At 59.8% G+C, this 21,300-nt stretch carries 19 protein-coding genes; 10 read left to right on the forward strand and 9 right to left on the reverse strand.

Annotation, left to right across the window (positions count from 1 at the left end; translation table 11 throughout):
• Positions 1–6: 6 nt before the first annotated feature.
• From ACWNRM_RS03700 to ACWNRM_RS03740, 9 genes are all read right to left on the reverse strand, one after another.
• Complete coding sequence (locus tag ACWNRM_RS03700; RefSeq protein WP_485169640.1) at positions 7–603, reverse strand: DedA family protein; 597 nt, start codon at positions 601–603, stop codon at positions 7–9.
• A 112-nt stretch (positions 604–715) separates the two neighbouring features.
• Positions 716–1,477 (reverse strand): L-rhamnose 1-dehydrogenase Lra1, encoded by a 762-nt coding sequence (gene lra1 / locus ACWNRM_RS03705; protein WP_485169639.1) that lies wholly within the window; start codon positions 1,475–1,477, stop codon positions 716–718.
• Between the two features lie 350 nt (positions 1,478–1,827).
• Positions 1,828–2,817 carry a sugar phosphate isomerase/epimerase family protein gene (locus tag ACWNRM_RS03710; protein WP_485169638.1) on the reverse strand — a complete coding sequence of 330 codons (990 nt, stop codon included), beginning with the start codon at positions 2,815–2,817 and terminating at the stop codon, positions 1,828–1,830.
• A gap of 94 nt (positions 2,818–2,911) precedes the next feature.
• A complete protein-coding gene (locus ACWNRM_RS03715) occupies positions 2,912–3,853 on the reverse strand; it encodes a LysR family transcriptional regulator (protein ID WP_485169637.1) in 942 nt (313 codons plus the stop codon).
• A 50-nt stretch (positions 3,854–3,903) separates the two neighbouring features.
• Entirely contained in the window at positions 3,904–5,373 is a 1,470-nt protein-coding gene (locus ACWNRM_RS03720; RefSeq protein WP_485169636.1) for a carbohydrate porin, read from the reverse strand.
• A gap of 119 nt (positions 5,374–5,492) precedes the next feature.
• Positions 5,493–6,473, reverse strand: coding sequence for a 2-hydroxyacid dehydrogenase (locus tag ACWNRM_RS03725; protein ID WP_485169635.1), 981 nt, complete (start codon positions 6,471–6,473; stop codon positions 5,493–5,495).
• Positions 6,474–6,560: 87 nt separating this feature from the next.
• Entirely contained in the window at positions 6,561–7,367 is an 807-nt protein-coding gene (locus ACWNRM_RS03730) for a 2-keto-4-pentenoate hydratase (RefSeq protein WP_485169634.1), read from the reverse strand.
• Between the two features lie 103 nt (positions 7,368–7,470).
• A complete protein-coding gene (locus tag ACWNRM_RS03735; protein WP_485169633.1) occupies positions 7,471–8,886 on the reverse strand; it encodes an MFS transporter in 1,416 nt (471 codons plus the stop codon).
• A 334-nt stretch (positions 8,887–9,220) separates the two neighbouring features.
• Positions 9,221–10,243 carry a LacI family DNA-binding transcriptional regulator gene (locus ACWNRM_RS03740; protein ID WP_485169632.1) on the reverse strand — a complete coding sequence of 341 codons (1,023 nt, stop codon included), beginning with the start codon at positions 10,241–10,243 and terminating at the stop codon, positions 9,221–9,223.
• Between the two features lie 519 nt (positions 10,244–10,762).
• Between ACWNRM_RS03740 and ACWNRM_RS03745 the strand changes: the two genes are divergently transcribed.
• The 10 genes from ACWNRM_RS03745 to ACWNRM_RS03790 all read left to right on the forward strand — a co-directional run bounded on the left by ACWNRM_RS03745 (position 10,763) and on the right by ACWNRM_RS03790 (position 21,299).
• On the forward strand, positions 10,763–11,182 hold the full coding sequence (locus ACWNRM_RS03745) for a hypothetical protein (RefSeq protein WP_485169631.1): 420 nt from the start codon (positions 10,763–10,765) through the stop codon (positions 11,180–11,182).
• A 42-nt stretch (positions 11,183–11,224) separates the two neighbouring features.
• A complete protein-coding gene (locus ACWNRM_RS03750; protein ID WP_083510749.1) occupies positions 11,225–12,262 on the forward strand; it encodes a lytic murein transglycosylase in 1,038 nt (345 codons plus the stop codon).
• Positions 12,249–13,115, forward strand: coding sequence for a septal ring lytic transglycosylase RlpA family protein (locus ACWNRM_RS03755; protein ID WP_485169630.1), 867 nt, complete (start codon positions 12,249–12,251; stop codon positions 13,113–13,115). Before ACWNRM_RS03750 ends, ACWNRM_RS03755 begins: the two co-directional genes overlap by 14 nt.
• A 9-nt stretch (positions 13,116–13,124) precedes the next feature.
• The gene (locus ACWNRM_RS03760; RefSeq protein WP_485169629.1) at positions 13,125–14,360 is read left to right on the forward strand and encodes a D-alanyl-D-alanine carboxypeptidase family protein; all 1,236 of its coding nucleotides are present in this window, start codon (positions 13,125–13,127) and stop codon (positions 14,358–14,360) included.
• Between the two features lie 3 nt (positions 14,361–14,363).
• The gene (gene tmk, locus ACWNRM_RS03765; protein ID WP_485169628.1) at positions 14,364–15,023 is read left to right on the forward strand and encodes a dTMP kinase; all 660 of its coding nucleotides are present in this window, start codon (positions 14,364–14,366) and stop codon (positions 15,021–15,023) included.
• Positions 15,020–15,961: an AAA family ATPase gene (locus tag ACWNRM_RS03770; protein WP_485169627.1), complete on the forward strand. Its 942-nt coding sequence runs from the start codon at positions 15,020–15,022 to the stop codon at positions 15,959–15,961. The genes tmk and ACWNRM_RS03770 overlap by 4 nt, the downstream gene beginning before the upstream one ends.
• Positions 15,958–17,499, forward strand: a complete 1,542-nt coding sequence (metG, locus tag ACWNRM_RS03775) for a methionine--tRNA ligase (protein ID WP_485169626.1) — start codon at positions 15,958–15,960, stop codon at positions 17,497–17,499. Before ACWNRM_RS03770 ends, metG begins: the two co-directional genes overlap by 4 nt.
• An 11-nt stretch (positions 17,500–17,510) precedes the next feature.
• Positions 17,511–18,293 (forward strand): TatD family hydrolase, encoded by a 783-nt coding sequence (locus ACWNRM_RS03780; protein ID WP_485169625.1) that lies wholly within the window; start codon positions 17,511–17,513, stop codon positions 18,291–18,293.
• A complete protein-coding gene (locus ACWNRM_RS03785; protein ID WP_485169624.1) occupies positions 18,290–19,075 on the forward strand; it encodes an MBL fold metallo-hydrolase in 786 nt (261 codons plus the stop codon). Before ACWNRM_RS03780 ends, ACWNRM_RS03785 begins: the two co-directional genes overlap by 4 nt.
• 277 nt (positions 19,076–19,352) lie before the next feature.
• Positions 19,353–21,299, forward strand: coding sequence for a PrkA family serine protein kinase (locus tag ACWNRM_RS03790; protein WP_122039435.1), 1,947 nt, complete (start codon positions 19,353–19,355; stop codon positions 21,297–21,299).
• The last annotated feature ends 1 nt before the right edge of the window (position 21,300 follow it).

Consider the following 21,300-nt stretch of genomic DNA (forward strand, 5'->3'; position numbering starts at 1 on the left):
TGCCACTCAGTCACTGAAAGTCTGGAACCGGGCAATCAGGCGCCCGACGAAAAGGATTGTCAGTATGAACCCCGCGATGCCGAACCAGCGCCAGCTCGCCATATGGACCGACATCCAGCCACCCACATGTAACGACACGCTGAAAAGAAGCGAGGTCCAGATCAATGTAGCGACTACCGCGCTGGCAGCAAACGCGCCGAATGGTGCCCGGAAGAACCCGCAAGCCGTATAGAGCGGCAGACGGGCCCCGGGAATGAAACGGCTTATCACGACGGTGCGCACGACATTGCGATGAAACCAGCTGCGCCCCTTGTCATGACGCGGCATGGTCAGCCAGCGCCGGGCAGGGGGCCATTTCGCGCCCACAGCACCCAGGCCGTACAGCCCGAGATCGCCCACAGCCACGCCGATATAAAGGGAGACAAGCGCCAGCGCGACGCTGAGACGACCATCATCCACCGCCATGGCCGCAATCATCGTCGTGGCATCCTCAAGGATGAATGTACCGATGATGACAGCCAGTCCCTTGGACCACCACGCCGCACCGGCAATCGAGAGGAGGTGGTAAAGCGAACTGGTATGAAGAGGGGTGCCATCGGACATGGCGCATCATGTGCCACGGCAACCCCCAAAACGCCAACAGGGCAATTGCGAATCGCTCCCGACTTGCAGCGTTCGATTGTAACACCCTGCGGCGACGGAACGCCGCCGTAACCTATTGGAGATTTACAAAGCAGCCGCCATCGACCAGCAGGGCGGCACCCGTGACATAGCTGGCAAGTGACGAGCCCAGAAAGACGATTGGCCCCGCCAGATCCTCCGGCTCGCCCAGCCTGCCAAGAGGGATGCGCGCGATCATTGCGCTGGCCTTCCCCTCATCGGCCAGATCCTCCTGATTGATTGGCGTCCTTATGGTACCGGGTAACACTGAGTTGCAGCGAATGTTATGAGGCCCAAGGGCGATCGCTGTGGACTGCATGAGCGAGTGAACGCCCGCTTTGGTAGGCGTATAATGCGTCTGGAATTCTCCTCCAACCAGAGCCGAGATGGACGACACCGCAATAATCGCCCCACCGCGCCCCTGTCTGACCATCTGATTGGCCGCCGCCTGCACCATGAAATAGGCCCCGAGCAGATTAACGCCGATCGTCTTCTTCAACACGTCCGGCGGCAGGTCGAGAAAGGCGTGGAACGGGCAGATCCCGGCATTGCTGACAAACACGTCCAGACCGCCCAGTTGTGACTCGATAGCGCTCATGAAACGGTTGGCCGTTTCCGGCTCGGCCACATCGCCTTGCAGGTACAAGGCGCGCCGCCCGGTTAGCTCGATCTCATTGAGAAGACTGCGAACAGTCTCGGGGGCCACGATATCGGTTATAGCGACGTCAGCGCCCTGCCGCGCTGCTTCCAGGGCCGCTGCCTTGCCAATGCCTGAAGCGCCACCTGTAATCGCGAATACCTTGCCGTCGATCAGCATGAGCCTCGTCTCCTTTTATCTGGTCGCATGTCGGGCCCGCGCGCCCCGGCCTTGAAGGGGAGGCAAGCCGCGTCGCAAGCTGACCCTGCCTGCGTCACCTCATGTCCCTTGGACCCTGCCTCCTGTTTGACAGACCAGGTTCGAGATCGGCTTTCGCAAGGCACTCGGGGCTTTCCCTCAAACCGCGTTGTATGGCGGCGGGGTGCCACGCTCAATTCAGCTCTGCGCGAGCCCCGAAGGCGATGGACAGGATACCCGCAAGGAAAAAGCGACGCGTGTCATTGGCCACTTGGGAGAGAAGCCATTCTGTTCGGCCGCTGTCCAACCTGCTCAATCCCGCCGTACGAAAACTAGAGCGGCAGGATCTGGCGCAGATAGTCACGGTTACGGGCCGCGACACTCAGGCCGTCACCACCATAATGCTCGACCAGGAACGGGCTTGAATACCCATACTCCAGGGCCATCGCGATGGCGGCCCGGTAGCTGATCACACCCTGCTCCATCGGCGCTGGCGCGGTAACAATCATCCCGGTCGTCGCATCTTCGGTACGCAAATAGTTCTTCACATGCCAGTAACGCAGATAGGGAGCGAGCTTGACCATCATGCTGTGCCAGTGCTCGACCGGACGATGCAGCCGCATAAGGTTGCCAATATCGGCATTGATCCCGCAGGAAGGGTGATCGACATCCTGAATGAAGCGAACGCTGGACTCAGCCGTCCCGAGATAGGTGTCCTCGTACATTTCGAGCGAGAGCGTCACGCCCACGCTTGCTGCATGGTCGGCAAGTTCGCGGATACGTGAAACCGCCTTTTGCCACACAGCCTTATCTTCCGGGTCACGATGACCCTGAGCGGTCCAGAACCATAGTGCCTTCTTCTGGGCATCGTTCAGCGCTGTTGCGAAGCCAACCGCGATTTCACTTGCGCCCATTTCCGGCGCCACATCGATCACCCGATGGATATAGGCCAGATAGGCATCGGCCTTTGCCGGGTCAGGGTCAATCACGGAGCGTCGCGATGTCGAGATTGCGGGGATCGTCAGGCCGGCATTGGTGCAGAGCGCCAGAAACTCGCGTCGGCGTGCTGGCGTCAGGTCTGCCACACGCAGCCAGCTATCTGTCGGGTCGATTTCCGTGAATCCTGCGCGGGACACTTCCGATATCGCCTTGGCCCAACCCTCGGCGGGTTGATCCTGCACCGAACTGCCATCTGCCAGAACAGCGGGATATTGGATCATGGCCGCAGCGATCGGCCAGTTTTTTGCGTTGTAGCGGTGTTCGGACTTATTGCCTGTCGCTATGGATCGGGGGGTGGGGGCGTTCTCAACCGGGGCGGACATGATCACATTCCTTGCAACGATGCGTCCGGCACATTGAGAGTCGGCACCAGACGCGGCCAAGCAAAGACGGCGCAGATGGTCTTGTCGATCAGAGTTATCCGATGCCGCTATCGGCTTTTCCAATAGCCCGCTCCCGCAAAGCCTCCCACACGAACTGTGCTGCGGATGACAGGGCACGGTCTCGCATCCGGATGAGGTGATAGGGCCCGATGATATCAGGCAGCGAAACCGGCAATTCGCCAATCATGCCCGTGTTCTCAAACATCCTGAAAAGCGAGCGGGGCAGGACCGAGACCATGTCGGATTGCGTGAGCAGGTCGATCGTCGCGAGAACGGAGGAGAGTTCGGTCAGGCGCTGGGGCATGGGCAATCGCGCCATCGTGAATATACCCTCGAATGCGCGGCGGAGCGGGCTGGGCTGCATCTGCACGATCCATCGCTGCTGTATCAGCGCATCGAGGTCGAGCGCCTCCGCCTGGAACAGGATATTGTCGCACCCGGCAACTACCAGGAGCGGCTCATCGGATATCTCTTCAATGGTAAGGAGATCATGGCCGATACCCTCCATTGGGCGACCTAAGGCGATATCGATCCGCCCCGATTGCAGAAGGGTCATGAGATCATCGCTGGTGGTCACCCTGAGGGTAAGACTGATTTCGGGATGGCTGCGCGTCGTTGACGCCAGAACCGGGGTCGCAATTTCATGGAGTGCGGCGCCAATCGCGCCGATACTGACAGTCCCTGTCAGCCCGCGTTTGACGGCATGGAGGTCCTCACGCAGGCGCCCGAGGTCAGCCAGAATTTTTTCGGCGTGACGTATCGCAACCCGTCCGGCAGCAGTTGGGGTCAGACCGTGGGAATGCCGCTCAAAGAGCTGTGCCCCGAGGTCATCTTCCATATCCTGCAACAGTTTCGATGCGGTTGGCTGTGACAGGTTGAGTGAGCGCGCTGCACGATTGAGAGACGGCTCAAGGCTGATCTGCTGCAGAAGCAGGAGCTGCCTGAATTTCAGCCGGAAGATAAGCGCGTCCATCATGGACCGAAGGTGACGGCTTTGCTGCCCGCTGTCACCTCACAACGTTATCGTCAGAGCACGGCATGAATCTTGAGGCCGATTGCATCGACCTGCGGTTTATTCGCCTGTAGATTGGTGCGCCAGATATGCTGATAGTCAGGCTGGATCGAAAGCCCACGGAAAGCATGAATGCTGTAGGTCGCCTCGAACGTCATCAGGTGACTCTGCGGATAAGTGGCTGAACCGGGCAGGGAAAGACCGCGCCGGTATCGTATCCATTGTGACGCCACAAGCTGGCGACTGGCGAAGGTCTCTGACCACTCAATGCCAAACGTATCTTTCGGGCGTGACGGAATGATCCCGCGATCAACAATCCCGGCATAGACCTGCCAGTCATAGGCGCTGTTCTGGCCCTCGCTTTTCGTCGCACCCGCCAGCGCGTAAAGTCCCTGTAAGGGGCCATGACCATTGCGTATGAGCATCTGGTCACCTTGCAGCCAGATCTGCGTCTTGCCATTGGTCCATCGGTAGGGCTGACCCGTTGCGGCAGCGGGGTTCATATTGTTGTCGTAATAGAGATCACGATAGTTCGAAGAATCATAGGCCACACCAAACTTGTAATGCCCGACAAGCTGGTTTTTGCCGAAGGACGGGATCAGACCGATCTCGGTGGGCACATAAACGCCGGTATAGAGCTCTGTACCCATCCGGAAACCCGTGCGGTCATACTGGTTGGAATTGAGATACGGATTGACGCCGTATAACCCCGACTGGACATAAATGCCGTGCAGCGGCCAGTAACGCACACGCGTTCCCCAGGTCGAGCCCGGATAGGTGCCATAGCCCGCGGCTGTGCGCGTCAGCGATTTCGGAATGCCGCAATTGGATTTGTTCATGAACGTGCAGAACAGAGGCGAATTGGCAAAGTCGATATTGACGGGCATCTTGCCTAGCGCAATCTGCATGCGGTTATGCAGCAAATCCTGCGTGCCATAGACATAGACAAGATGCACCCCGACATTGCCGCCGCCGCCATAGATTTCCTGAAATCCGTTCAACGAGCGCTCGCCCAGATCGGACGCCAGATTATGCCCGGCACGATTGACGAAGACCGCATGGGTGATGAACCCTTTCCACCCCACAAGTCTGGACCAGTCGAGATCGATCTCGACGCCAATTTGATGGGCGTAGCCCGCGTCGCCCGCATGACCGGCATTGAGCACCATGGCGCTCTCGCTGGTATAGTCAGCCACAATACCAACCCCCTTGCGATTGAGGCGCTTGATCAGCCGCTCCCACGGCAAAACCATGCTTTCGACCGGAGGCGTAAACGCCGTATTGGCGTAGGACGTCGGTGTATCGAGGGCAAAAAGCGGCGCGGTTTCAGAGATCGGCCCACGATACTGCGCCCAGGCGTTCTGGGTCAGGGCGAGACATAAGAGGCTGCACCCCAGACCCGCCGGGAGGAGCCCCAAGCGACGGACAAGCGGGTTCATTGACCGCGCGACTGGCGCGGCCCTCGAAAAGAAACTCGACTTCATGAGCATCCATCCTTGCCTGCGCCTTGCGGGGGCACAGATCACGGTCACACGGCCTGTCGCCCGGCCCCACCCGGACTTTTCGTTTCGTTGCGTGGGGCCGGGCGCTGTGCTGGCGCTGCCTAACTTGCGGGTTCGGCCTCGCGCGCCGCCACCGGCACCGATGGCGCAGGAACCGCTACAGGGAACACAGGTGTCAATAACGGGGCATCCGCGAAATGAGCCGCCAGATTATCCAGCACGAGCCGCCCCATAGCTGTTCGCGTCTCGATGGTGGCGCTGGCGCGGTGTGGTTGCAGCACAACGTTACTCATCGACCAGAGTGCTTGCGGTACATGCGGCTCGTGAGCAAACACGTCGAGCGCGGCACGGCCAAGCCGCCCGTCCTGAAGCGCCCTGACAAGGGCCTCCTCATCGACCACGCTGCCACGCGCCACGTTCACCAGAAGCCCCTCTGGCCCGACAGCCTCGATGATGGCCTCGCTGATCAGATGGCGGGACTGCGCACCCCCCGAGGCCGCAACAACCAGAACGTCGCTGGCCTCAGCAAGCGCCTTGAGATCTGCCACAAACGGTATCCCCGGCAGAGAGAGGTCCCTTCGGCTGAAATACGAAACCGGCATGGAAAAGGCCTGCGCCCGCCGCGCGATGGCCTGACCGACCTGACCCATGCCAACAATACCGAGTTTCGCCCCACTGACCTTGCGCGACAGCGGCAACCCCTTGCTACCCCATAGCCCCTGTCGAACCAGCGCATCGCCAGGCAACAGGTCCCGCAGGGCAGCCAGCATAAGGGCCATCGCGAGATCGGCCACGTCGTCGGTCAGCACATCACGCGTAACGGTCACGGCGATATGGCGGCGCGCAGCCTCGACCAGGTCCACCGCATCGGTACCGATGCCGTTGATGGTGATGATCTCCAGATCAGGCAGCGCGTCCATCAAGTTGCGGGGCAGCCCCGTACCGCCGCCGGTCACCACCCCGCGTATCGACACGCCCGAAGGAAGCGTCTCACCATTCCAGCGATGAAGCACGTATCTTTGTTCAAGCTCGGCTTCCACGAATGGCATCATGGGTTCGATAAGAAGGATATGAGGTTTCACGGGAATGTCCTGTTCCTGGAGGAAAGTCTGGGTCCGACCCGATTGACGGGTTGATTTGTGTCTGGTGAGCCGATGTCAGCGCATCTGTCAGGGCAACTCGACCGTAACGGGGGGAAGATGGGCGATCCTTGCCGTGGCCGTCATGCCCGGTGGGACAAAAATGGTGTCGGTCATCGATCCCGTTGTGATCATGCAGCCCGCCATGAGGGGGATACCTCTTCCCATTGCGTGATTGGCCAGCCAGACCAGCAAACGACGCGGATCGCCCGCCGAATTGCCACCGATATGCTCGATCACACGACCATCACTGAAGGCGAGGCGCACCGTCTCGCAAACAGGGCTGAGACGCCGCCACGCCTTCGCGCCTTGGCCGATTACAAGTGCGCCGTGGCTCGCCTGATCAGCCAGATGCACGAGCCGTGGCTGAGAGCCGGGCCGCACAAAACGTGTGTCGATGATCTCGATGGCGGTATGGACACTGTCGATGGCGTCCATCACCTCGCCCAGCGACCAGGGCTGGTCGCGCCATGGCAGGTCATGTCCAAGCCGATAGACGATCTCCGCCTCAACCCCGCGATGACGACACAGACCCGGTGCCAGCGTCGTGTCATCCTCGAAAAGGGTCGCACGATGCAGGGGCGCAGCGAACGGAAGCCCGGTGGGCGATGGCGCACCAACCTTCCAGCCCACGATATCGCCCTGATCGGCAATCAGCGCAGCGGCAACAGCGTCCTGTATGCGATAGGCGTCATCCTCTGTCCGGGGTACCTCATTGTCATCCAGTGCCAGCAGCGGGGCGCGTGTACGGCGACCATTCAACAGACGCACCGCAGCTGACGCCGTATCGCAGACAGCGGAGATCTCACCGGGAGGTGCGAGGGCGAGCGTGATCATGCGGAAAATCCTGTTGGATCATAAAGGTGAACACTGTGCGCTGCCATGAGGCGCGGGATGACACCAGTGCATGCAGAGGCAGTCATCGCGTATATGAGGTTCCTCACAGCGCATCTTCCTGCGCCATCAGATCACGCCCTCTGGTTTCGGGCACATAGAAAGTCGCGAGGATGGCGAGGCATGCCAGAAAGACGACATAGACGGAGAGTGGGATCCACGCGTATTTGCCACTCCCGACGCCGCCAATATGAAACCTTGCAAACATTGCGATGAGAAATTGTCCAACCATTGGCGACACGCCGCCCGCGATGACGGAAGAGAATTCGCGCGTGAACGAGACCGCCGTGTAGCGATGGCGCAGCCCGAACATTTCCGGCAGCAGGGCTCCTTGCGTGCCGAACATTCCCCAGGTTGCCACCCCGAGTGCAAAGGACAGGGCGATCGCTGAGGGGATAGGGTGGCCCTGGCTGAAGACATACCAGACAGGCAGGGCGCTGATGGCCTGGAGCAGCGCAAAGCCACGATAGACACGCACACGCCCGAAGCGATCGCTCAGCCATCCTGCAACGGGAATGGTCACGCCGCCCACAAGTGCCGCGCCGATCAGGACCAGGGTGCCCCACTGGCTGTTCATGCCGATCGTGTGCACGAGATAGCTGATGGCGAGCACCTGATAGATCGATGAGCCCCCGTTTTCGGCCATGCGCAGACCCATTCCGGCCAGGATCGGCCGCCATGAGGCCGTCAGCGTCTCACGCAGCGAGCCGGCCTCCTCATGACGCTCATCTTCCTTGATCTTGGCGAAGGTCGGTGACTCCTTGAGCCGCATGCGCATGTAAAGCGCGATGAGAAGCAGGACAGCACTTCCGACAAAAGGAACACGCCAGAGCATGGTCTGGGTGATATCCGGAACACCGGTCAGCATGGCGTAATAGATGAGCCCCGCCGCGACTGTCCCGATCTGGATGCCGAGGAAGGGCAGGGCCGCGTAGTAGCCACGACGCTTGCGCGGGGCACATTCCGTCATCATGACGGCGGCCCCGGCCTGCTCCGCGCCTGCGCCGAAGCCCTGCGCCATACGCAGGAAAACGAGCAAAAGGGGCGCCATGATGCCGATGCTCTTGTAAGTCGGGATAAGGCCGATAAGTGCGCTGGCGAGCCCCATCAACGTGACGGTAAGCAGCAGCACGCGCTTGCGGCCGAAGCGATCACCCAGTCGACCGAAGAAAATTCCCCCAAGGGGGCGAACCGCGAAGCCGATGAAATAGGTCGCGAAACTCGCTACCAGACCGAGACCCGGAATATTGCTCGGGAAAAACAGCGGTGCAAAAATCAGGGCTGAAGCGAGGCTGTAGAGCGCAAAATCGTAATACTCCATGGCGCTGCCAATCGAGCAGGTCCAGGCAGCACGGCGCAATTCCTGGGCCGACATCTCGGGACGCTGCACGTCGTTTGTCTCGACGAGCGTAGAGCGCTTGGCGGCGGACGCGCCGCCTCTTTGCAGGGCGACGCTCACCATGATTGCCCCTCCCTGTTCCTGCGAGATACCGAGAGAAGGTCCCGGTGAGGGCGCTGCATCATAACCGACGTGAGATTGCGAAGGGTCATCACATACCGCCTTGCTTCACTTATTCGCCTTGGCGCTCCTGCATTTAGATCGATCCAAATTGTCTTTCACAGACGTTTAAGACCGCAGAGCAGACAGGAGAAAGCGAAGAATATCGTTGGAGCTAACAAATCCGTAATGACAGTTGAACGCTTTTTAAAAACGAAAGTCACACATAAAATGTGACACATCAATCACTCCTGTGTGATGCCTGACAAGAAAGCCACTGTCTTTCGACATCTGCAACTCAGGCACTCTCACGCAGCATCAGCTGTGGGGCGATCACCTGTTTCTCCTGGCGGCGACTGGTGCGTAACATACGCTTTTGAAGCAGCCGAGCAGCAGCGGCTCCCACCAGGTGTGGCATGGTGGCAATCGTTGTCAGGGCAGGGTAGGCAGCCGCAGCTGCCGCCAGGTCATCCATGCCGATTACGGCAAAGCCGCTTCCTGTGTGGCCACCAACAGAGATCCCACGCCGCCGCAGCTGATTCATGAGCGCCAGCGCTATGATGTCGTTGTAACAGATCGCCGCATCTGGCGGGTTCGGCGCGTCAAACAGGGCGTCCATGCCGCCCTCGTCGTAGCGACTGTCCCGCGTCCCATCGATGACGGCCACGTCACCCAAGCCCAGGCGCAATGCCGCGTTACGAAAGGCTTTCACGCGCGCCAAGGCGGCTGAGTGTGTCTCCATATGACCAACATAGACAATACGCCTTCGTCCGCTATGGACCAGATATGAAAGGGCATCATCGATCCCGGCAGCATAGTCCACCGTCACGTAGTCACGCTGTGCGCCCGGAACCTCACGGAGGACCTGCACAAAGGGAAGGCCAAGCCGGTCGAGTTCGGAAATCAGTCCCTCATCGCTACCGATCGCCGGACAGATGATAAGCCCATCGATGTTATGCTCGCGCAGACGTTGCACCTGACGCGCCTGGCGTTCCGGCGATTCACCGCTATTTGCGATGAATGACACAATCCCCTGCGCATCATTCACCTCCTCCACCCCTGCTGTCAGCGTACTGAAAAAAGGGTTTGCGATGTTGGATAGCACAAGACCGATCGTTCCGGTGCGGTTTTGCCTCAGATTGGCCGCGCCACGATTATAGATGTAGCCAAGGCTCTGCATGGCAGCCTGGACTTTTTCACGCGTTGCTGCTGCGACAAGTGGGCTATTGCGGAGGACCAGGGAGGCTGTTGCGCGCGACACGCCCGCCTCGCGCGCAACGTCGAGGAGACTTACAGTGCTTCCTCCGTTTTCAGCCTTCATGATCTGCAGCCCTCCGTCATTCAGGTATATAATAACGATTAAGACATGCGGCCGTGATAAAACATCAATCTAGCGCTAATACGGTCGAATGGCCGTGCGTGAACTGGACGGATTTAGGCACCATCACCGGTTAAAAGATCACGGGATCATTACACAATCTTTCACTAGGTCATATCAAGCTTATATGAGATACTTTGAAAAGTAACTGGTTTCATGCAGTTTGTCACTGGACCCCCCCGCTTGTGTATCATAGAACGCACTCGACGCTTATCTCGGCTCGGAGCGACATCGTTAACTATAGTTCATGCCTGTTCCAAGTCGTAACACAACTATTAACGATTACTGCGTTCGTCACTGATTTTCAGGCAGACGAGCATCAATGTAACGACCGAGTGACGGGAAATGCGCCTCCTGTCCTTCGGGGGTTATCAGAGCGCGTAGAATGATTTGGGGGATTCTCTCTTGGCAAAAGCAGCCCGGTCCCGGACGACCACAGCACGTAGAAAGCGCCAGCCAGACATGACGGCTCCAGCCCCGGCACCAGACACGGCAGCAATCCCCGTAGCTGTGGAGGCAGAGGGCTGGGACCCTGACCTCACAAAAGGTGTTGAGACTGCCGAGCCACCATCCGCGCCGGAGCCAGCGGTTGACACTGCGCCCATCCCCTCTGCCCCGACAGAGCAAGAGCCCCATTATCCAGTTGAGGCCCTTTATTTTGACGCCAACTGGTACCTCGCTGCGTATCCTGATGTCAGTGCATGCGGTATAGATGCGGTCGAGCATTTCATGACGCATGGTTATCTTGAAGGGCGCGACCCCAATGGCCATTTCAGCGTCGCCGAATATATTGCTGCGAACCCGGACATTCCCTTGACGATCAATCCATTCCTGCACTTCATCATGCATGGTGCTGCCGAGGGTCGAAAGCTTCATCCCTGAGCTGAACCGGGGGCGGCACCCTCTGGCAACAAACAGGCAAGGATGACACTGGTGCTTACCCGACGCTCTATACTGGCCGCGACAGCGGCCGCCCCCTGCCTGTACGGGACCAGCCTCGCCGGAACGCTTGGGCACAAAGGGAGTGCCCATGTTCATAAGCAGGCTACTTCCGGTGCATCGGGCGGTAGTTATGCCGCCTTTCTCGACACCCTGCGCAGCGAGGCCATCAGCAAGGGAATCGCCGCTTCGACTCTGTCGCGTGCCTTTGCCCTGACACGCGAACCCAATGCGCGCGTCATCAAGCTTGACCGGCATCAACCGGAATTTACCCTGACCTGGGCCCAGTATCGCGAACGTGTGATCAGCACGACACGCATCAGCCAGGGGCAGGCCGCTTATCAGCAGCGCGCGCAGATGCTTGAAGCCACAGGCAAGATGTACGGGGTCGATCCACGGGTCATCGTTGGCATCTGGGGGCTGGAATCAGGTTTCGGTCGCAAGATCGGCACATTCTCGGTTATCGATGCACTCGCGACTCTCGCTTATGACGGCAGGCGCGCCAGCTTCTTCCGTGGCGAGCTGTTCAAGGCGCTTCAGATTCTCGATCATGGCGACATTCAGCCAGAAGCGATGCTCGGCTCTTACGCAGGGGCAATGGGGCAGCCGCAATTCATGCCCAGCGCCTATCTGCACTACGCCGTTGATGCCGACCATGATGGCAGACGCAATATCTGGACCAGCGAGCAGGATGTATTCGCCTCTGTTGCCAATTATCTGCATGGCAGTGGCTGGGAACCCGACGCCCCCTGGGGACAGGCCGTGACGCTAACAAAGGACATCCCGCAGGGGCAGCTCGGACGAGGCAACAAGCAGACGCTTGCCTCATGGATGGCGCTTGGTGTGCGCCGCGAGGATGGGTCCGCCTTCTCGCGCAGTGATGTAACGGGCGCTGTCATTCGCCCCGATGGTCCTGGCACGGACGCCTTCATGGTCTATCGCAATTTCGATGTGATCCGGCGCTACAACCCGTCCGATTTCTATGCTCTCGGCGTTGGATTGCTCGGCTATGCGGTCGCTTAAGGGCCGCGCGGCGCTTCTGGGCGCAACAATCGGGCTCGCGGGATGCCACCATCATGAAACGCCAAGACAGGCGGCTCCGCATTACATGGTGGGCAGTGCCTGGCAGGGAAGTGACAGCTGGTTTTATCCTGCCGAGCATTTCGATCTGAACGAGACAGGCCTTGCGGTAATTGCCACTGCGCCCAAGGGGGGCGTTACGGCAGATGGCGAAATCTGGTCGCCCAATGCCATGACGGGCGCGCATCAGACGCTTCAGCTTCCGTCTGTGGTCACGGTGCGCAATCTTGCCAATGGCCGCATGGTCAGGATCAGGCTTAATGATCGCGGGCCATCAAGCGCGGCACGAGTACTCGCCGTCACGCCGCGCGTGGCGACCCTTCTTGGCATGGATACAACCCCGACACCGGTCGAGATTGTGCAGGATGAGGCCATGAGCCGCCAGATTGCCGAGTCCAATCCGAATGCGCCCAAACTTGAAATCAGCGCAGCCCCACGCGAGGCCATCACGGCGCAGTCGCTCGATGATGGCACAACGCAGACGCTTGGCATGAAACAGAACGACCGTGAGGCCGGACGCCAGACGCTATATGTGCCCGACATGCCGCAAACGGTCACGCAGGGTCAGGCCCAGATGCCCTATTACCGTGTGATTCTGGGTAGTTTCTCGGGACATGCAGCGGCTGCACGTGTGGCTGCACAATGTGGCGCTGACATCAGCCAGACGGCGGGTGTGGCGGGATCATTGCCGTGGACGGTTGCGCTCGGCCCCTTCACCGCTGTATCCGAGGCGGACAGGGCATTAGCCCAGGCGCGCCAATGCGGTGGCACGGGCGCGCATATTGTGGCCAGGTAAGGTGTTGACGTGCGGACAAGACGTTTTCTGCTCTCGGGTGCGGCTGGGTTAGCCGTTTCAAGTCAGTTTGCTTTCGCGCGCCCGCGACGTGGCAAGGGAGCGTCCAGCGCTGCGGCGGCAGCCACCCCCAATGCTGCCTCAGCCAGCACGGCCACACCGGCATCCACGCCGATCGGCCCGCTCGACACCGTAGCGCGCTGGGCCTGCATCATCGATTTCGATACGGGCGCAACCCTGCTGGAAAAAGCAGCGGACGAGCACATGCCGCCATCCTCTCTCACCAAGATGATGACCGCCTATATCACGTTCGGCATGATCCGGGCGGGCCATCTGAGCCTGACCCAGTCTCTGCCGGTCAGTGAGAAGGCATGGCGCACACAGGGCTCGAAGATGTTCGTTCCTCTGGGTCAGAGCGTGACCGTTTCGGATCTGATTGAAGGCATGGTCATTCAGTCCGGCAATGATGCCTGTATCGTATTGGCTGAAGGCATTGCCGGGTCGGAAGAGCAGTTCGTCAATCTGATGAATCAGACGGCCGCCAAGCTTGGCATGACTAACACTCACTTCATGAACTGCACCGGCCTGCCGGATGAGTCGCAGTATATGAGCGCACGTGATGTCAGCCGCGTCGCGATGCACCTGATCCGTGACTACCCCGAATATTACCATCTCTTCTCGGCCACGGAATTCACATACAACAATATCAAGCAGGGCAATCGTAACGTCCTGGTGGACAAGGGTCTGGCAGACGGTCTCAAGACCGGCCACACCGATGCTGGCGGCTATGGTCTGTGCGCCAGTTCCAAGCGTGATGGGCGCCGCATCATCATGACCATCAACGGCACGTCTTCCATGAATGAGCGCGCTCATGAGGGCGAGCGCCTTCTTGGCTGGGCCTTCGCCAATTTCGAGAACGTCACCCTGTTCCATCATGGTCAGGTGGTCGATCATATGCCGGTCTATATGGGCGAGGCCGCCGAGGTCGCGCTTGTCGGCACCCGTGATATCGTGCTGACCCTGCCGCATGGCTGGCAGCAGCGCAGCAGGATCAGCGTGGAATATCCGTCACCCGCCATTGCCCCTGTCATGGCCGGACAGACGATCGGTGCGCTTGTGCTCCAGAATCAGGGGATGCCGGATATCCGCCTCGATCTCGTCGCCGCCAATGCTGTGCCGCGCCTCGGGCTGGTGGGCCGGGCCCTTGCACGACTGGGCCATGGCCCCAAAGCCGCGCCCCATAGCTAAGGCGTGAGCGGGCTGTTCATCACCTTTGAGGGCGGCGAAGGGGCGGGAAAATCCACCCAGACCCGCCTCTTGCACGCGGCCCTGATCGCCGCAGGGCATAAAGTACTTCTCACCCGCGAGCCGGGTGGCTCGCCGGGGGCCGAGGCCCTGCGTGAACTGATCCTGTTCAACGAGGCGCCACTCTCACTGCGGGCGCAGGCTCTGGCGCATATGGCGGCGCGTGCCGATCATCTCGACAGCGTCATCCTTCCTGCCTTGTCGCGGGGTGAGATCGTGATCTGCGATCGCTTTCATGACTCAACCCTCGTCTATCAGGGCTATGGTCTCGCCAAGGGCGATAGCACCACGCTTGCGTTCATCCAGTCCCTGCGGGCCTTGCTGGCCTGCGAGCCTGATCTGACCCTGATGCTCGAAATTCCCCCGGCAATCGGGGCGGCTCGTGTGGCTGCAAGGGGCGGGCGGCTGGACCGCTACGAGCAGGAGCAGAAAGCCTTCCACACCCGTATTGCCGAGGGCTTTGCGCTGGTCGCCCAGCAGGATCCGGACCGGGTCAAACGGGTCGATGCCTCGCGAACCCCGGAAGAAGTCGCTGCCGAGATTATGGCCATTGTCACGTCTCGTTTGATCGGCTCACACATCGACACGCCACCCTGCGGTTCATGAGCGGCCCTGAGAACCCGGCTGCGACTGCCCTGATCGGGCATGAGGCGGAGAAAGCCCTTTTTCGACAAGCGCTGGAATCCGGTCGCCTGCATCATGGATGGATGATTCATGGCGATTCAGGCATCGGCAAGACAAGCTTTGCCTTCGACTGCGCCAGAGTGCTGCTGAATGGTACGGATCGGCAGAGCCGTGCCGGACGACAGATTACAGCAGGCACCCATCCCAATCTTCTGCTGATCACCCGACGCATGGATGAAAAGCGCAAGCGCATGCGTCAGGAAATTGTGGTGGATGACGTCCGCCCCGTGCAGGATTTTCTGCATCATACGGCTGCGGACGGTTCGTGGCGCGTCGTCATTGTCGATGCTGCCGAAACCCTCAACCGCAACGCGGCCAATGCGCTGCTCAAGCTGCTTGAAGAACCGCCCACCGATACGGTGTTTTTCCTGACCTGTCCGGCACCCTCGGCTTTGTTGCCCACCATCAGAAGCCGCTGCCGCCTGCTGGGGCTGGCCCCGCTAGCCACCGAGCAGACGGCCGCCGTGCTCAGGGCGCAGGGCAGGAGCGTTGCCGAACTCCAGACCCTTGTCGCGCAGGCGCATGGTGCGCCTGGCCGCATCCTTTCTGCCGATCAGGGCACAGACAGAGCGGCCCGCGATCTTGCCACGGCGCTGCTGGCAACCGGCGAAACACCCGACGCAGACAGTCTAGCTGCTTTTCTGCGTCACGATGACGGTTTTGCCGTGCTCTGTTCTTTGCTAGGAGAGGGGCTTGCAGACCGCGCCAGAACACTGGCGGGGCAGGGGAAGCTTGCCGAGGCCAGCCAGGCCGCCGAGGCTTTCTCCGCCCTTCAGGCGCTACAGCGCGAGACCGAGCGGTTCAATCTGGACAAGAATCAGGCTGTCAGACAGGCAGCCGCCATAGCGAGTGCTCCATGACCTCACGTTACTACGTCACCACCCCCATCTATTACGTGAATGGCGCACCCCATATCGGCCACGCCTACACCTCCATCGCTGCCGACGTGCTCGCGCGGTTCAACCGTCTGGATGGCAAGGACGTGTTTTTCCTGACCGGTACGGACGAGCACGGACAGAAGGTGGAACAGGCGGCCCAGACTGCCGGTATCGATACCCAGAGCTTTACGGATGGCATCGCAGCCGATTTCCGCAGCATGGCGGATGCAATGGGCATTTCCTATGACGATTTCATCCGCACCACCGAGCCGCGCCACAAGCAGGCCGCTCAGGCATTGTGGGAAAAAGTCGCCGCAAATGGTCATATCTATCTCGACGCCTATGAGGGCTGGTACGCGCTGCGCGACGAGTGCTTCTATTCTGAAGACGAGCTGACAACGCATGCGGATGGCCGCAAGACAGCCCCGACGGGTGCACCCGTCGAGTGGGTGCGCGAACCTTCCTATTTCTTCCGTCTCTCCGCGTTCGAAGATAAGCTGCTGGCGCTCTACGAACAGCACCCCGAATTTCTTGGCCCGATGGGACGACGCAACGAGATCGTCAGTTTCGTCCGTCAGGGGCTGAAAGATCTCTCCATCAGCCGCACCAGCTTCAAATGGGGTATCCCGGTCCCTGGTGATGCGGATCATGTCATGTATGTCTGGTTCGACGCCCTGACCAACTACCTCTCGGCGCTCGGCTATCCCGATTTCAGCGCTGAGCGCATGAAGTACTGGCCGGCCTCGGCACATATCGTTGGCAAGGATATCATCCGCTTCCACGCCGTGTTCTGGCCTGCCTTTCTCATGGCCGCCGAGATCGACCTACCGCATTCGGTTTTCGCCAATGGCTGGTGGACGATCGAGGGCGAGAAAATGAGCAAGTCGATTGGCAATGTCATCGACCCGCGTGATCTGGTGGCCAGCTATGGCCTCGACCCTGTGCGCTTCTTCCTGCTGCGCGAAGTCCCGTTTGGTGGTGACTCCGATCTCAGCAAGCGCTCCTTGGTCAATCGCCTTAATGTGGAGCTCGCCAATGATCTCGGCAATCTGGCCCAGCGCACTCTGAGCCTGATCGCGCGGAATTGCGACGCCTCATTGCCTGCCTTTGACGCGCTTAGCGAAGATGACAACGCGCTTCTGGCCAGTGCATCGCTGCTGCCCGAACTCCTGCGTGGCCAGATGGGGCGGTTTGCCCTGACTGACGGGCTGGAGGAGGTCTGGAAGGTTATCCGTGCCTGCAACAGCTATATCGACCGTCAGGCCCCCTGGGCGCTGAAGAAGACCGATCTCGTGCGCATGGCCACGGTTCTGCGTGTGCTGCATGAAGCCATGCGCCATATTGCCATCCTTCTGCAGCCCTATATGCCGGGGACCATGGACAAGCTGCTCACACAGCTTGGTGTTGCTGAGACCGCGCGCGATTTCGCCTCCCTTGCCACGCCGCTCGATGCCGGTATTGCGCTGCCCGCTCCACAGGGCCTGTTCCCCCGCTATGTCGAGCCAGAGACCGTAGCGTGACGGGCCAATCCATGACAGGCCTGATCGACTCTCATTGCCATCTGGACCGTCTGGATGACGTGCCTGCTGCGTTGGCTCTGGCCCGCGAGCACGGGCTCGCAGGCATGGTGACGATTGGCACGCGCCTTTCACGCGCGCAGACGCAAATCGACCTGACCCGTTTTGACACGCCCGAATTGCGGGTCTGGTGCGCGATCGGCACCCATCCAGACCATGTGGGTGAAGAAGCAACGCCAGAGGTCGGGACGATCATCCATCTCGCCGCGCCAGATCATGTCATCGGCATTGGAGAGTCAGGGCTGGATTACCTGCATGGCGCGCCGTCGGTGCGCGACGCGCAGGCCCATAGCTTCCGGGTTCATATCGATGCCGCCCGCCAGACCGGACTGCCGCTGGTGATCCATGCCCGCGAGGCCGATGATGACGTCGCGGCCATTCTGCGTGACGAGCATGAGAAAGGGGCTTTCCCTTTTCTGCTTCATTGCTTTGCCTCAGGAATGGAACTGGCCCGGACGGCCATTGATCTGGGGGGCTATATCAGCTTTTCAGGGCTGTTGACCTTTCCCAAATGCGAGACCATTCGCGAGGTCGCACGCGCCATACCCGAGGAGCGACTGCTGGTGGAGACCGACAGTCCGTTCCTTGCGCCTGTGCCAAAACGCGGCAAGCCCAACACACCGGGCTACGTGGCCCACACTGCTGCGCGTCTGGCGATGGAACGCGGCATGGAGAATACCGCTCTGGCCGAACTCACCACACGTAACTTTCACGCCTTGTTCAAGCGCGCCGCATGAAAATCACGATCCTCGGTTGTGGTGGTTCCGGCGGCGTCCCCATGGTTGGCGGCGCACAGGGTGAGGGGATCTGGGGCGCCTGCGACCCCACCAATCCCCGCAACGAGCGAACGCGCTCCTCCATCGTCATCGAGGCCGAGAGCGGCAAGCGTTTGCTGGTGGATTCAGGACCCGATCTGCGCGCCCAGCTCCTGCGCCAGAAAATCGGCGTGGTCCATTCCGTTCTCTACACCCACGAACATGCCGATCATGTGGCCGGGCTGGATGAACTCCGCGCCATCAATCGCATGCTCGATGCACCGCTTCCGCTCTATGCTACCGATACGGTCATGCACGAGCTTGAGGCGCGCTACAGCTATGCCTTCCGGCCCTGGAGCGGTACCGGGTTCTTCCGCCCTGTGCCGGAGCCGCATCTGATCACCCCCACCGACAGGCTGGCAATCTGCGATCTCGATTTGCAGCTCTTCGAGCAGCGCCATTACCGTATTCCGACGATCGGCCTGCGCTGCGGCGATTTCGCCTATTCGACCGATGTCGAATATCTCAGTGAGGAATCACTCGGGGTCCTTTCAGGTGTAAAGACCTGGATTGTCGGGTGTTTCCAGTATGAGCCCCACGTGGCTCATGCCTGGGTCGATCTGGTTATCGAATGGTGCGCACGCATAAAACCTGAGCGTACAATCCTGACCCATATGGGACCTGCGCTCGATTACGAGACACTCCGCCAGCGTCTGCCTGACGGCATAGAGCCCGGCTATGACGGCATGGTTCTCACGGTTTAAATATTTCTTCGATTAACTGTTTTTTTGTTGAAGCGCGGCTCTACATCGCGATAGCGTCAGGATATCGGGTGAGTCCGGTACCAATTTTCATAGCGAGAATTCCCCTCAAATCCGGATCATTCCGGCCAGTTCCTGACCATGTTGGAGCATTCCATGCTTCCGCACCCTTTGTCGTCTCTCACAGCCTGACTTCCCGACTTATCGCCTGATTTCCTACCGGTGGGTGTGACCGTTTCGCCCCCGGCTTAGTTACAGGCCTCATCGGAGCATACGAGTCATGAGTGCATTCTCGGACGTCTTTACGCTGGCCTCTTCTTATCGTGAGGAACGCCGGGAAACAGAGATGTCACTGGCTTCCTACCTGTCTCTCTGCCGTGAAGACCCCAGCTGCTATGCCAGCGCCGCCGAACGCATGCTGAAGGCGATTGGCGCACCGGTCATGCTCGACTCAGCACGCGACCCGCGTCTCAGCCGTATTTTCATGAACCGCACCGTGCGCACCTATCCGGCCTTCGCCGATTTCTATGGCATGGAGGACGCAGTCGAGCAGATTGTCGGGTTCTTCCGTCATGCCGCGCAGGGGCTGGAAGAGCGCAAACAGATTCTCTACCTCCTTGGCCCGGTAGGTGGCGGCAAATCTTCGCTTGGCGAACGCCTCAAGACTCTCATGGAACGTGAGCCCATTTATGTGCTCAAGGCAGGCAAGCAGATCAGCCCTGTGTTCGAAAGCCCGCTTGGTCTGTTCGACCCGGAGCGCTACGCGGACTCGCTCCAGGCACAGTACAATATTCCCCGCCGTGTCCTGACCGGCATCGCAAGCCCCTGGGCGCTGAAGCGACTGGAGGATTTCGACGGCGATATCTCACGCTTTACCGTGGTGCGCCTCAACCCATCGAAGCTGCGCCAGATCGCTGTTGCCAAGACCGAGCCCGGTGACGACAACAACCAGGATGTCTCGGCTCTGGTCGGCAAGGTGGATATCCGCCAGCTTGAAAATTTCAGCCAGAACGATCCCGACGCCTATAGTTTCTCCGGCGGGCTCAACCGCGCCAATCAGGGTATTCTCGAATTTGTCGAGATGTTCAAGGCACCTATCAAGATGCTGCATCCGTTGCTTACAGCAACGCAGGAGGGGAATTACGTCGGCACGGAGAATATCGGTTCGATACCCTTCACTGGCGTCATCCTTGCCCATTCCAACGAGGCTGAGTGGCAGTCCTTTCGCAATAACCGCACTAACGAGGCCTTTCTCGACCGCGTATGCGTCATCAAGGTGCCTTACTGCCTGCGGGTGACCGAAGAGTCGAAAATCTACGAAAAGCTGATCCAGTCTTCGGCTCTGGGCGACGCCCCCTGTGCGCCGCACACACTCGAAATGCTGGCACAGTTTGCGGTGCTTTCGCGGCTGAAATCCCATCCCAACTCGACGCAGTTCGCAAAGATGCGCGTCTATGACGGTGAGAACATCCGCGAGACCGATCCCAAAGCCCGCGCCATGCAGGAATACAAGGATAGTGCCGGCGTGGATGAAGGCATGGAGGGGATCTCCACGCGTTTCGCCTATAAGGTGCTGTCCGCCACATTCAACCACGACCCATCCGAGATTTCGGCTGATCCGGTGCATCTGATGTATGTGCTCGAACAGGCCGTGCGACGCGAGCAGTTCCCGGCGGAGGTCGAGGCGGCCTATCTGGCCTCGCTTAAATCCGATCTGTCACGGCGCTACGCAGAATTCCTCGGCAATGAAATCCAGAAAGCCTATCTGGAGAGCTACAATGATTACGGCCAGAACCTTTTTGACCGCTATCTCGACTACGCCGACGCCTGGATCGAGGATCAGGACTTCAAGGACCCTGACACAGGCCAGTTGATGAACCGCGATCTGCTCAATGCGGAGCTCAGCAAGACTGAAAAGGCAGCTGGCATCGCGAACCCGAAGGATTTCCGCAATGAGGTGGTCAAGTTCTCCCTGCGGTCGAGGGCGAGCAATGGCGGCCGCAATCCGTCCTGGACCAGCTACGAGAAAATTCGTGATGTGATCGAAAAACGCATGTTCAGTCAGGTCGAGGATCTGCTGCCGGTCATCAGCTTCGGCTCGAAGAAGGACAGCACGAGCGAGCGCAAACATGACGAGTTTGTCAGCCGCATGGTCGCACGCGGCTACACCGAACGTCAGGTGCGGCGACTGGTCGAGTGGTACATGCGCGTCAAGCAGTCTGCCTGAT

It is taken from the genome of Asaia sp. A2 (assembly GCF_057319415.1).